General features: G+C 51.0%; 10 protein-coding genes and 1 other annotated feature (1 of these 11 only partly in view). All 10 genes read right to left on the bottom strand.

The window, feature by feature from the left end; all coding sequences use genetic code 11:
• Positions 1 to 147 (bottom strand) — a binding site (T-box leader) (it extends 76 nt beyond the left edge of the window).
• Between the two features lie 47 nt (positions 148 to 194).
• Positions 195 to 1,499, bottom strand: coding sequence for a glutamate-1-semialdehyde 2,1-aminomutase (hemL, locus tag KNO75_RS01065; protein WP_031421390.1), 1,305 nt, complete (start codon positions 1,497 to 1,499; stop codon positions 195 to 197).
• Positions 1,496 to 2,476 carry a porphobilinogen synthase gene (hemB, locus tag KNO75_RS01060; RefSeq protein ID WP_015881120.1) on the bottom strand — a complete coding sequence of 327 codons (981 nt, stop codon included), beginning with the start codon at positions 2,474 to 2,476 and terminating at the stop codon, positions 1,496 to 1,498. Before hemB ends, hemL begins: the two co-directional genes overlap by 4 nt.
• Positions 2,473 to 3,105: a uroporphyrinogen-III synthase gene (locus KNO75_RS01055; RefSeq protein ID WP_214819380.1), complete on the bottom strand. Its 633-nt coding sequence runs from the start codon at positions 3,103 to 3,105 to the stop codon at positions 2,473 to 2,475. The genes hemB and KNO75_RS01055 overlap by 4 nt, the downstream gene beginning before the upstream one ends.
• A 25-nt stretch (positions 3,106 to 3,130) precedes the next feature.
• Entirely contained in the window at positions 3,131 to 4,048 is a 918-nt protein-coding gene (hemC, locus tag KNO75_RS01050) for a hydroxymethylbilane synthase (RefSeq protein ID WP_214819378.1), read from the bottom strand.
• 53 nt (positions 4,049 to 4,101) lie between these two features.
• Positions 4,102 to 5,448, bottom strand: a complete 1,347-nt coding sequence (gene hemA / locus KNO75_RS01045) for a glutamyl-tRNA reductase (protein WP_214794355.1) — start codon at positions 5,446 to 5,448, stop codon at positions 4,102 to 4,104.
• Positions 5,449 to 5,632: 184 nt separating this feature from the next.
• The gene (locus KNO75_RS01040) at positions 5,633 to 6,802 is read right to left on the bottom strand and encodes an AI-2E family transporter (RefSeq protein WP_214819376.1); all 1,170 of its coding nucleotides are present in this window, start codon (positions 6,800 to 6,802) and stop codon (positions 5,633 to 5,635) included.
• A gap of 110 nt (positions 6,803 to 6,912) precedes the next feature.
• A complete protein-coding gene (yihA, locus tag KNO75_RS01035; RefSeq protein ID WP_074032795.1) occupies positions 6,913 to 7,506 on the bottom strand; it encodes a ribosome biogenesis GTP-binding protein YihA/YsxC in 594 nt (197 codons plus the stop codon).
• Positions 7,507 to 9,807: an endopeptidase La gene (gene lon / locus KNO75_RS01030; protein ID WP_214749745.1), complete on the bottom strand. Its 2,301-nt coding sequence runs from the start codon at positions 9,805 to 9,807 to the stop codon at positions 7,507 to 7,509.
• A gap of 73 nt (positions 9,808 to 9,880) precedes the next feature.
• On the bottom strand, positions 9,881 to 11,149 hold the full coding sequence (clpX, locus tag KNO75_RS01025; protein ID WP_015881113.1) for an ATP-dependent protease ATP-binding subunit ClpX: 1,269 nt from the start codon (positions 11,147 to 11,149) through the stop codon (positions 9,881 to 9,883).
• 211 nt (positions 11,150 to 11,360) lie between these two features.
• Complete coding sequence (tig, locus tag KNO75_RS01020) at positions 11,361 to 12,653, bottom strand: trigger factor (protein WP_214819374.1); 1,293 nt, start codon at positions 12,651 to 12,653, stop codon at positions 11,361 to 11,363.
• Positions 12,654 to 12,677 lie beyond the last annotated feature (24 nt).

Raw genomic sequence — 12,677 nt, 5'->3', positions numbered from 1 at the left:
AACGGTCGATGGACCGAACTTTCTTACTCCATTCAGAAAGTCAGCTCCGAGGCGACTTCCGCGTCCATCCCTCGCAACCTTTCACCAAGCGGTCGCGTCTCTAAAAAGGAATGGATGATGCGTACTACTCCTCATCAATGCTTTTCATCGTATCTGTTAAATAATTGTAGCGACAGAAACGTCAGCAGTCAAGATTAGAGTGAAAACTCTTCTTGAAGCTCTTTAAACGTCGCCTCGACCGCTGCAATCGTCTTCTCGATATCCTCATCCGTATGCGCCGTCGAGAGGAACAATCCTTCGAACTGTGACGGTGGCAAGAATACGCCGCGCGCTGCCATCTTCTGATAGTACGAACGGAACATCTCGAGATTCGCCGATTTCGCTTTCTCGAAGTTCGTCACTTTCTCGTTCGTGAAGAAGAAACCAAACATCGAGCCGGCACGGTTCGTGTCGTGCGGGATGTTGTATTTCTCACCAGCCTGCGTGAAACCTTCCGCGAGACGGTCTGCTTTACGCTCGAACTCCGCATAGTGCTCCGGTTTTAGTTGCGAGAGTGTCGTGTAACCAGCAATCATCGCGAGTGGGTTACCTGAGAGCGTACCCGCTTGATAGATTGGACCTTGCGGCGCAATCTGTTCCATGATTTCGCGTTTCCCGCCGTAAGCACCGACCGGAAGTCCACCGCCGATGACCTTACCGAGACATGTGAGGTCCGGTGTGACACCGAAGTATCCTTGTGCACAGTTGTACCCGACACGGAAGCCCGTCATGACCTCATCAAAGATGAGAAGCGCGCCATTTTGTTCCGTGATTTCACGGAGTCCTTCGAGGAATCCTGGTTGTGGTGGTACGAAGCCCATGTTTCCAGCCGCTGGTTCGACGATGACACCAGCGAGATCGTCGCCGTATTTCTCAAACGCGACGCGGACTGCGTCCAAGTCGTTGTAAGGAACGGTGAGCGTGTGGCTTGCGAGTTCTTTCGGTACACCTGGTGAGTCCGGAAGACCGAGTGTTGCGACACCCGAACCGGCTTTAATGAGAAGCGAGTCGCCGTGTCCGTGGTAGCATCCTTCGAACTTCAAAATCTTCGTCTTCCCTGTATAGCCGCGTGCGAGGCGAAGTGCCGCCATCGTCGCTTCCGTACCCGAGTTGACCATACGAACCATCTCGATTGATGGGACGCGGTCGATGACGAGTTCTGCCATCTTCGTCTCAAGCTCGGTCGGCGTTCCGAACGTCCAGCCTTTTTCAGCTTGCTCTTGAATCGCTTTCGTGACGACAGGATCACGGTGACCGAGGATGAGTGGTCCCCATGAGAGGACGTAATCGATATACTCGTTGCCATCGATGTCATAGACGCGTGAACCTTCACCGCGTTCGGCGAAGATTGGCGTCATACCGACCGATTTGTAGGCACGGACCGGACTGTTGACACCGCCTGGCATGAGTGGGCGGGCTTGTTCGAACGCTTCTTGTGAGCGCGTTTGGTTGTATGTCATGCGTAGTCTCCTTCCAAATAGCGACAGACGTCTTTTGCGAAATACGTGACGATGAGATCTGCACCGGCACGTTTGAATCCGACCATCGTCTCCATGACGATGCGTTCTTCATCGACCCAGTCGTTGAGTGATGCGGCTTTGATCATCGCGTACTCTCCGCTCACGTTATACGCCACGATTGGCATATCGAGTGAGTCGCGCATATCACGGATGATGTCCATGAACGCGAGAGCCGGTTTGACAATCATGAAGTCGGCACCTTGTTCGACGTCCGATTGTGACTCGCGGAACGCCTCACGACGGTTCGCCGGGTCCATCTGATAACCTTTACGGTCGCCTTCACCAGGAGCCGATTGGGCAGCGTCACGGAACGGTCCGTAATACGCCGACGCATATTTCACGCCATAGCTCATGATCGGAATATGGCTGAATCCGTTTTGGTCGAGACCTTCACGGATGGCTGCGACGAATCCGTCCATCATCGAGCTCGGCGCAATGATATCGGCACCCGCTTGTGCTTGCGTGATCGCCGTCTGGACGTGAAGTGGAAGCGATGCGTCGTTATCGACGTCCCCATCCTTCACGAGGCCACAGTGACCTGTAGACGTGTATTCACACAGGCACGTATCGGCGATGACCGTGAGCTGTGGCGCCCACTCTTTTACTTTACGGATCGCTTCTTGGACGATGCCGTGGTCGTGATACGCTTCACTGCCTTCCGGGTCTTTATGTTCCGGCACTCCGAACAAGAGCACAGATTGGAGACCGAGGTCGACGATTTCTTTGATCTCTTCTTCGAGTCGGTCAAGTGAATAATTAAAGACGCCAGGCATCGAGCTGACTTCACGTTTAATGTTAGTCCCTTCAATGATGAAGAGTGGGTAAATCAAATCTTCTTTCCGAACATGATTTTCACGTACGAGGGCACGCATCGACTTCGATGAGCGAAGACGACGGTGACGGTCAAACTGGTTCATGAAAAATCCTCCCCTACACACTGTATTAATGCATCCATAGTATAACATTCTGGCACTCGTACCGGTAACGTCGACACTTGTCGGACGGCACGTTCGGTCACTTCGCCGATGGCGTACCACGTCCCGGTGAAGCGGGACAAGTGCGGTGTGAGCGCCTCGACGGCCGATGGGCTCAAGACGAGCAGTGCCTTCACGGTCTCGAGTTGTTGCTGTTGCGCCGGTGTCAGTGGCACCGGAATCGTCTCATAGACGACCCAGTCCTGCACGTGAGAGAGCATCGTCATGTGCTTCGTGTTCGCTAAATTGCCACGCGCGAACAAGACGACCTCATCGGCGGAAACGACATCGCGTAACTGCTCAAAGAGTGCCTCACCCGTATACGTCTCTGGCATGAGCGAGACGGTAAACCCTTCCGCTTCAAGCGCCCGCTTCGTCTTCTCACCGACAGCAGCGACCTTGACATCACGCGTCAGATTTCGAAGCGCGGGCACCGCGTTCTGGCTCGTGACGACGAGCCAGTCGAATCGTTCCACGGGTGGTGGGACGTGCGTCTCTCTCGTCTGAATGAGCGGGACATGATGAACGGAAAGACCGCTCGCCTCGAGCAGCGCCCGTTGCGAAGCGGTCATTCGTTTCGTTCCCGTGTACCAGACGTCACTCATTGACCGAGGCGAGGATTTCACGCCCGCCACGTCCGAGCAATTCTTCTGCGACGTCCATTCCGAGTGCGACTCCGTCCGTTGACGTTTTCGTCACGCGGAGCACTTCTTTCCCGTCCACTGACGCGATGAGGCCCGTGAGCGTCACTTCGTCACCGTCGACCGTTGCGTAACCGCCGACTGGGACGTGACAGCTGCCTTCGATGGCTTTTAAGAAAGTCCGTTCCGCTGTCGCGGCTTTTGCCGTCACGTCATCGTGTAACAATTGAAGCACTGCCGTTACCTCTGCATCGTCTTTACGGCTCTCGATCGCGAGTACGCCTTGTCCGACAGCAGGTACCATGACGTCCGGGTCAAGCGCTTCGAAGTCGACACGGTCCGTCCAACCCATCCGTTCGAGCCCGGCTTTCGCGAGCAAGATGGCGTTGTAGTTCTCCGAATCCAACTTCTTCAAACGCGTGTCGATGTTTCCGCGGATCCATTGAATCTCAAGGTCAGGACGTGCCGCTAAAATCTGTGCCCCACGACGGAGGGAGCTCGTTCCGACGATCGAACCTTTCGGAAGCGTCTCGAACGTGTAGCCGTTCTCACAGATAAGGACGTCACGCGCGTCGACACGTTTCGGCATGCAGCTGATATAAAGTTCTTCCGGAAGTTCGGCTGGAACGTCCTTCATGCTGTGGACGGCGAGGTCGATGTCCCCGTCGAGCATCTGTTGTTGAATCTCTTTGACGAATAGACCTTTTCCGCCGACTTTCGACAATTGTACGTCGACGATTTGATCCCCTTTCGTCACGATTTCTTTAATCTCGAACTCGTTTTGTGCTCCGGCTTGTTTCAATTGCTCGATGACCCATTTCGTTTGAGTCATGGCGAGTTGAGAACGGCGTGAGCCGACGATGATTTTTCGCATGTTGAGTCTCTCCTTCATAGAAAAAGGCGACACACGTCGCCTTTTATATCTTGTTAGCGCATCAATGCGCGAAGTGGTGCTTTCGCAGAAGTGGCATCTGTTTCTTCCACTTCGTCTACCGGTTGTTCTGGTAACTCGACATCGAGTCCGAACGTCTCGACAAACTGGGCGATTCGAACGTTCGCGTCCGGCTGTGCCGCTGCATCTTTAATGTAGTCAATCGGGTCACGAAGCATTTGATTGATAATCGACTTCATGTGCTTCCCGATGACTTTCTTGTCGCGCGCTGACAAGTGGTCGAGCTTGCGCTCTAGACTCGTCATCGTGTCTTCTTGAATATCAAGGGCACGGGCACGTAACTCGTTCATAATCGGTACGACACCGAGCGTGACGAGCCATGTTTGGAACTCTTGAATCGCTTCATCGATCTTCATCTCAATCTTCTCGGCCTCGACGAGACGAGCTTCGAGATTCTTGTTGACGATTCCATTCAAATCATCGACATCGAACAAATGAACACCTGGAAGTGTCGCGACCGCTGGATCGATATCTCGCGGCACAGCAATGTCAATAAGAAGAAGTGGACGTTCACGGCGCAACAATTGTGCAGCTGCTACATCGTCATATCCGATGACGGCGTCTTTCGCTCCGGTCGAACTGATCAAAATATCCGCATCGAGTAAACCACATGCGATTTCACGAATCGAATGGGCTCGACCTTTGAACTTATCCGCTACTGCTTTCGCTTTGCTCTCCGTCCGGTTGAAGACGGCGATCTGTTTGGCACCAGCCTCGAACAAGTTGAGTGTCGTCAATTCACCGGTCTCTCCGGCCCCGACGACGACGACTTGCTTATCTTCGAGCTGTTGGTACATTTCTTGCGCGAGCGTCACGGCGGCCGAGCTGACCGATACAGACATTTCCCCAATTTGCGTGTCCGTATGGGCGCGCTTGGCGAGTGTGACCGCTTCTTTAAATAATTTGTTGAAGACCGTTCCTGTCGTTCCATGCTCTTGGGCACGGAAAAAACTCGTCTTCACCTGACCTAAAATTTGTGTTTCCCCGATGATCATCGAGTCGAGGCCCGATGTGACACGGAATAAGTGACGAATCGCCTCTTCCCCTTCTCGAATCGACAAGTATGGTGTGAACTGCTCCATCTCTAGGTTGAACCAGTTCGCCAAGAAACGTTTCGTGTAATAACGTCCAGTATGGAGTTGATCTGTCACGACGTACAGCTCCGTCCGGTTACACGTAGACAAAATAACCGACTCGAAAATGCTCTTCTCTTCGCGAAGTGCAATCATCGCATCCACGATTTCTTGCTCCCCAAACGAGAACTGCTCCCGAATCGCGACAGGGGCTGTCTTGTTATTTAGTCCAACGACGACAATATGCATGTATCTCTTCCCCTCATCTAAAATCCACCGACGGTTGTCTCTTCTTTTTTTCAATCTCTACCGTACATTATAACAGTTCTTATCTGGTAACTATAATCTTCTGTTTGATTTTCCTGAAATAAAATAAGAACTTTTTGTGACAAAAAGAAGTAGAAATGGCGAAACCCCATTTCTACCCTTATTCTTATGAATTTGGTGAATTCGGATCCGTGATAATCGAACTTTCTGTATCTTCTTTGTCTAAATATTGTTCGCGCTCACGTAATTTATAGATGCGAACGATATTTTGGACAACCGTTTTGGCGACCGCATAGAACGGTACGGCGATGAGCATCCCGATGATCCCGGCCAAATTCCCAGCCACGAGCAAGACGATGATGATCGTAAGCGGGTGGACTTTCAAGGACTTCCCTTGAATGAGCGGTGAGATAACGTTTGATTCGATCTGTTGCACGATAATGATGACGACGATGACCCAGATGACTTTGATTGGATCTTGAATGAACGCCACGATGACAGCCGGTACGGCACCTAAGAACGGTCCGACGTAAGGGATGATGTTCGTCACCATCATGAAGAGCGCAAGCAAGATAGCATAATCCACACCGACGATCCAAAGACCGATGAGTGACGTGATCCCGACGAAGAACGCGACGAGAAGTTGAGCGTTGACATAGCTTCGCACCGTCTCATGCATGTCATGCAAGATGTGGCGTGTCTCTTTCTCATAGCTCGAAGGCAAGAGTTTGACGATAGCGTCCGGCAGACGCTTCCCGTCAAGCAACATGTAAAGAAGCATGAATGGGATGACGACGATTGTGATGACCGCTGACGTCACGAATCCGACGACTTGCCCGAATGACGACGCGATGTTTCCGAACAAATCTCCTAAATACGACGTGATGTTCGTCGTCAAATTGCGGAACATCTCATCATTTTGCGCCATGAAGCGTGACAAGAACTCATTTTGGAGCAACGTGTCACGGACAGCGAACGCCTGTTGTTGAAGCTCTTTTGCGATACTTGGCATCGCATTGATGAGCGACGTGACTTGTTCAGCAAGTACCGGTCCGAGAATACTGAAGACAATGGTAAAGATGAGCACGAGACCGATCAATGTCATCGCGACCGCAAGTGCACGTTTCCCTTTCAACCGTTTTTCTAAAAAGTCGACGATGCCGACCAAGAAATAGAAGAAGAGCCCGGCCACAATGAGTGGGACCGTGACGAGTGCCAAAATGACTTGAACCGGTTCAAACACGAACGAAATCTGTGTTCCAACCCAAATGACTAAAAAGATGGTCAGCGTCCAAAAGAGGGCGCGGTACCATTTGTTTTCAAACATGCGCTGCATTTCTCCACCTCGTTTACGATTATGACTATGTACTAACTATGATTATACGATAATTACCCGCTTGCGGGATGAGAAAAACAAAAAGGCGAAGGAATCCCTTCGCCCATACTTCATTCACCTTCCGTGATGAGTGCATAAATTGCTTTCCACGCATCGTCTTTTCCTTCTGCTGTTTCGGCTGAGAAAGCGACGAAACGGTCAGATGGATCGAACTGAAGCTTACGTTTTACCGCTGCCTCGTGCTTTTGACGCTGGCTCTTCTTGATCTTATCGAGCTTCGTCGCTACGACGATGACAGGAATGTCATAGTGCTTCAAGAAGTTGTACATCGTCACATCGTCACCCGTCGGTTCATGACGGATATCGACGAGTAAGACGACGCCACGAAGCGCCTCTTGGCTCGTCAAATATTGCTCCATCATGACGCCCCACTTCTCACGTTCCGTCTTCGATACTTTCGCGTAACCGTATCCTGGAACGTCAACGAACATGATTTCATCATTGATGTTAAAGAAGTTGAGGGTCTGAGTCTTTCCTGGTTTCGAAGACGTCCGTGCGAGCGCCTTCCGTTGGCAAATCTTATTGATGAACGACGACTTCCCGACGTTCGACCGTCCGGCAAGCGCCACTTCCGGCAACTCATGGACCGGATAATGGTCTGGCGCGACGGCACTCGTCACGAATTCTGCTTTGTTGATCTTCATTTAATTTCCTCCAAATGCTACATCTAGTACTTCATCGAGTGTCGTCACGGGAACGAACGTCAGTTTCTCACGTACCGTTTCTTGAATGTCATCGATGTCTCGCTCATTATCTTTCGGAATGACGATGGTCGTCAACCCGGCCCGATGAGCAGCGAGCGCTTTTTCTTTCAATCCACCGATTGGTAAAACGCGTCCACGAAGTGTGATTTCCCCCGTCATCCCGACATCGCGATGGACTTTCTTCCCGGTCAACGCGGAAATGAGTGCTGTCGCAATCGTGATCCCGGCCGATGGTCCATCTTTCGGTACGGCCCCTTCCGGAACGTGGATGTGGATGTCTTGTCGCTCATAGAACGTCGGGTCAATCCCGAATCGCTCCGCATTCGCGCGGACATAGCTATATGCCGTCTGTGCAGACTCCTGCATCACGTCACCGAGTTTACCCGTCAACTGAAGTTTGCCTTTCCCTGGCGCGAGCGCCACTTCGATTGTGAGCGTGTCTCCACCGAACGCCGTGTAGGCAAGACCTGTCACTGCACCGATTGAATCCTCGGTCTCCCCTTTTCCGTAACGATACTTCGGTTTTCCGAGATACGTGCTGATGGCTTTCTTCGAAATCGTGACCCGTTTCTTCTCACCAATCGCGATTTGTTTCGCTGCTTTACGGCAGAGCGAACCGATGACGCGTTCTAAGTTCCGGACACCCGCTTCACGTGTGTAGCGGCGTACGACTTCATAGAGCGCATCTTCTTTGATTGTCAATTGACTCTTCTTCAATCCGTGCTCTTTCAACTGTTTCGGCACTAAGTGGCGCTTCGCGATTTCGACTTTTTCGAGCTCCGTATACCCGCCGATTTGAATGAGTTCCATCCGGTCAAGAAGCGGTGCCGGAATTTGTGAGACATCGTTCGCTGTCGCAATGAAGAGGACGTTCGACAAATCGAACGGTTCTTCGATGTAGTGGTCCGAGAACGATACGTTTTGCTCTGGGTCGAGTACTTCGAGCATCGCCGACGCCGGGTCTCCTCTGAAGTCAGAAGCCATCTTGTCGATTTCATCGAGTAAGAAGACCGGGTTCTTGCTTTCCGCTTGCTTCAATCCGCGGATGACACGTCCTGGCATCGCGCCGATATACGTCCGGCGGTGACCACGGATTTCTGCCTCATCGCGTACCCCACCGAGTGAAACACGAACGAAGTGACGTTCAAGCGCCGACGCGATAGAACGGGCGAGCGACGTCTTCCCGACCCCTGGAGGTCCGGCGAGACAAAGGATTGGTCCACGAAGCGAGTTCGTCAACTGACGAACGGCCAAGTATTCGAGGATTCGGTCTTTTACTGACTCTAAACCGTAATGGTCATCGTCGAGGACGTCTGCCGCATGTTTCACATCGAGCTTGTCTTCCGTCTCGATGCCCCATGGAAGGGATGCGACCCAGTCGAGATAGTTACGGATGACCGCATACTCCGGCGACGTTTGTGGGACGACGTTCAATCGCTCTGCTTCACGCATGACGTTCTTCCGAGTCGTCTCTGGCAAGTCGAGCGCTTCTAACTTCTCGCGGAGGCGATTCGGCTCAGACTCTTGTGTCTGGTCACCGAGCTCTTGTTGAATCGTCTTCATCTGTTCCCGTAAGTAGTACTCGCGCTGTGACTGCTCAATCGACTTCTTCGTCCGTTCGCGCATCTCTTGCTCGAGTTCGATCACTTCCACCTCGTGTGCGATGATTTCAAGCAGTTCAAGCCCTCGTTTGACCGCATCTGCTTCTTCGAGCATCGCTTGGCGAAGTTCGACATCGACATCAAGTTTCGACGTGATATAGTCCGTGAGCGACTCAAGTCGCTCATACATCTCGAAACGACGACGTTCGTCCGGGGACATACCTTTAATGTTCGCGACAAGTTTACCGAACTGCTCTTTCAACAGACGGACGAGCGCCGTACGCTCGACCTCTTCCCCTTCAGCAAGCTCGAGTGGTTCGACGTTAGCGAACCAGCCTTCATCCGTCGATTCGACCGAGTCGACGCGGACACGCTCTTTCCCAACAATGCGAACCCGAATCGTCTCGTTCGACAATTCGCTCATCTTGGCGATATGGACACGTGTTCCAATCGTGTACAAGTCTTCCGGTTCTGGTGACTCGTTCCCGGTCTCTTTTTGAGTGACGACAATTAAATCCGTTTCATGCTCCTTTGCAGCAAGGAGCGCCCGAAGTGATAACGGGCGTCCGACATCGATTGTCACACCGATGAGCGGATATACGACGACTCCTCGCAACGGAAGGATTGGTAATTTTTCCATCTACAACGCCTCCTGTGCAAAAAGGCCCAAAACTCGGAGTGTGCCGAGTGTTTGAGCCTTCTTCGTTAACAAATTATGCTGTCTCTTTGTTGTCCCCTGTCTGTTCGACAGTACCATCACGAAGGACGTATTTCGGACCGGCAAGACCCGTAATCGTTTCATCTGTGATGATGACTTTCTCGATATCGTCACGCGATGGGACGGTGAACATCACATCGAGCATCATTTCTTCGATAATCGAGCGGAGACCGCGCGCGCCAGTCTTACGTTTGATCGCAAGTTTGGCGATTTCGATCAATGCCTCGTCTGTGAACGTCAATTCGACATCGTCAAGCTCGAGCATTTTCTCGTACTGACGAACGAGGGCATTTTTCGGCTTCGTCAAGATTTCAACGAGTGCTTCCTCATCGAGTGTCGTGAGCGTCGCCATGACTGGCAAACGACCGATGAACTCAGGAATCAAACCGAATTTTTGAAGGTCTTCAGGAAGTGCGCGGGCGAGCAAGTCTTCTTGCGTCAACTCGCGATTCTCTTGATCGTTTCCGAAACCGATGACTTTCTTCCCGATTCGGCGTTTGACGACCGATTCAATCCCGGCGAATGCTCCGCCGACGATGAAGAGAATGTTTGTCGTATCGATTTGGATGAATTCTTGATGCGGATGCTTACGTCCACCTTGTGGCGGTACGCTTGCTGTCGTGCCTTCAAGAATTTTAAGAAGTGCCTGCTGAACGCCTTCACCGGATACGTCACGCGTAATCGATGGGTTTTCAGACTTACGAGCAATCTTATCGATCTCATCAATATAGATGATTCCTTTTTCAGCCTTCTCGACATCGTAGTCAGCTGATTGGATCAATTTTAGTAAGATATTTTCGACGTCTTCACCGACGTAACCCGCTTCCGTCAAGCTCGTCGCATCCGCGATTGCGAATGGGACGTTCAAGACGCGAGCCATCGTCTGGGCGAGAAGCGTCTTCCCGCTACCAGTTGGTCCGATCATGACGATGTTCGACTTCGCAAGTTCGACATCATCTGAACGGCCGCCGGCGTTGATTCGTTTATAGTGGTTATAGACAGCTACTGAAAGCGCACGTTTCGCGCGGTCTTGTCCAATGACATAATCGTCTAGAATGTTACGAATCTCTTGTGGTTTCGGAATGTCTTTGAATTCGACTTCTTCCTCTACACCGAGCTCTTCCTCAACGATTTCATTGCAAAGTTCGATACACTCATCGCAAATGTATACGCCTGGTCCGGCGACTAACTTACGAACTTGTTCTTGCGATTTTCCGCAAAACGAGCACTTGAGTTGCCCCTTTTCCTCGTTAAATTTGAACATTCGATACACCCCTTCTGTGGTGAAAATGGATGTAAGTGCGATAAATCGCGATTTGTATTTTCTGGTGCGATGCACCGTGAAAAGACATTTTACATCTCTGCGTTGAAATAATTGTAGCATGAACATATTGCGACTTCAAAGAATTACACATCCAAAGTGTTGTGACAGAAAAAAGGACGACCGCTAGGCAGTCGTCCCACTAAAAATCAACTTACTTCGCTTTACCGTTTTCAACGAGGATGTCGATCGCTTTACGGAATTTGAGGTCACCTTTAAGTGTCTCAAGACCGCCTTGTGGAGCGAGCATCGTACGGAGTTGGTCCGGTGCGATGTTGTAAAGTTTAGACATTTCTTCAAGCTCTTTCTCAGCATCTTCGTCAGATACTTCGATTGCTTCTTTGTCAGCGATTGCTTTCAAGACGAGACGAGCTTTAACGCGCTCTTCAGCCTGCTCTTTCATCTCTTCGCGCATTGCTTCTTCAGAAGTACCAGTGAGTTCGAAGTACATGCTAAGGTCGATTCCTTGTGAAGATACACGTGAACCGAACTCTTGTACCATGCGGTCTACTTCTTGGTCAACGAGAACTTGTGGTACGTCGATTGTTGCGTTAGCAGTTGCCTGCTCAACGAGTTGGTCGCGCATTGTACCTTCAGCTTCTTGTTTCTTACCAGCTTCTAAACGCTCACGGATGCTCGCTTTCAACTCGTCGAGTGTCGAAACAGACTCGTCGATGTCTTTTGCGAACTCGTCGTCGAGTTCAGGAACTTGTTTTGTTTTCACTTCGTGAAGTTTGACTTTGAATGTCGCTGGTTTACCCGCTAAGTTTTCAGCGTGGTACTCTTCAGGGAATGTTACTTCAACGTCTTTTTCTTCACCAGCAGTCATGCCGACCATTTGCTCTTCGAATCCTGGGATGAATTGACCAGAACCGATTTCGAGTGTGTAGTTCTCAGCTGTGCCGCCTTCGAACTGCTCACCGTCAGCGAAACCTGCGAAATCAAATACAGCTGTATCGCCGTTTTCGATTGCACCTTCTTTAACAGCGAGTTCTGCGCCTTGCTGTTGAAGTGCTTCAAGTTCTGCTGTTACTTCGTCTTCTGTTACTTCAGTTGAAACAGCTTCGTACTCGAGGCCTTTGTATTCGCCAAGCTCAGCTTCTGGCTCAACCACGAATGTCACTTTGAAAGCGACTGGTTTGCCTTTCTCGAGCGTGCCGTCTACATCGATGTTTTCGAGCGCGATTGGTTCGAAACCAGCTTCTTCAACCGCACCTTGGATTGTGTCGCGGTAGAGAATGTCGAGCGCGTCTTGATAGAGTGCTTCTTCTCCATACATTTTGTTGAACATTGGGCGTGGCAATTTACCTTTACGGAAGCCAGGCACGTTCAAGTCTTTGACGACTGTTTTAAATGCGGCGTCAACTGCTTTATCAAAAGCTTCTGCAGGAGCTTCGTACGTGAGTACGCCTTGGCTACCTGATGTTTTTTCCCATTTTGCTGTCATGCTAAGTCCCTCCAACAATTCGTT

It is taken from the genome of Exiguobacterium sp. s35 (assembly GCF_018617535.1).
GTDB lineage: Bacteria > Bacillota > Bacilli > Exiguobacteriales > Exiguobacteriaceae > Exiguobacterium > Exiguobacterium aestuarii.
Note: the sequence above shows the minus strand (reverse complement) of the source record. Positions and strands in the feature narration are given on the sequence as shown.

Coding starts and splice junctions, on each gene's coding strand:
- lon (WP_214749745.1), bottom strand. CDS start 9,807: ATGGAAAAATTACCAATCCTTCCGTTGCGAGGAGTCGTCGTATATCCG.
- hemL (WP_031421390.1), bottom strand. CDS start 1,499: ATGACATACAACCAAACGCGCTCACAAGAAGCGTTCGAACAAGCCCGC.
- hemA (WP_214794355.1), bottom strand. CDS start 5,448: ATGCATATTGTCGTCGTTGGACTAAATAACAAGACAGCCCCTGTCGCG.
- yihA (WP_074032795.1), bottom strand. CDS start 7,506: ATGAAGATCAACAAAGCAGAATTCGTGACGAGTGCCGTCGCGCCAGAC.
- KNO75_RS01040 (WP_214819376.1), bottom strand. CDS start 6,802: ATGCAGCGCATGTTTGAAAACAAATGGTACCGCGCCCTCTTTTGGACG.
- KNO75_RS01055 (WP_214819380.1), bottom strand. CDS start 3,105: ATGACCGCTTCGCAACGGGCGCTGCTCGAGGCGAGCGGTCTTTCCGTT.
- hemC (WP_214819378.1), bottom strand. CDS start 4,048: ATGCGAAAAATCATCGTCGGCTCACGCCGTTCTCAACTCGCCATGACT.
- tig (WP_214819374.1), bottom strand. CDS start 12,653: ATGACAGCAAAATGGGAAAAAACATCAGGTAGCCAAGGCGTACTCACG.
- clpX (WP_015881113.1), bottom strand. CDS start 11,149: ATGTTCAAATTTAACGAGGAAAAGGGGCAACTCAAGTGCTCGTTTTGC.
- hemB (WP_015881120.1), bottom strand. CDS start 2,476: ATGAACCAGTTTGACCGTCACCGTCGTCTTCGCTCATCGAAGTCGATG.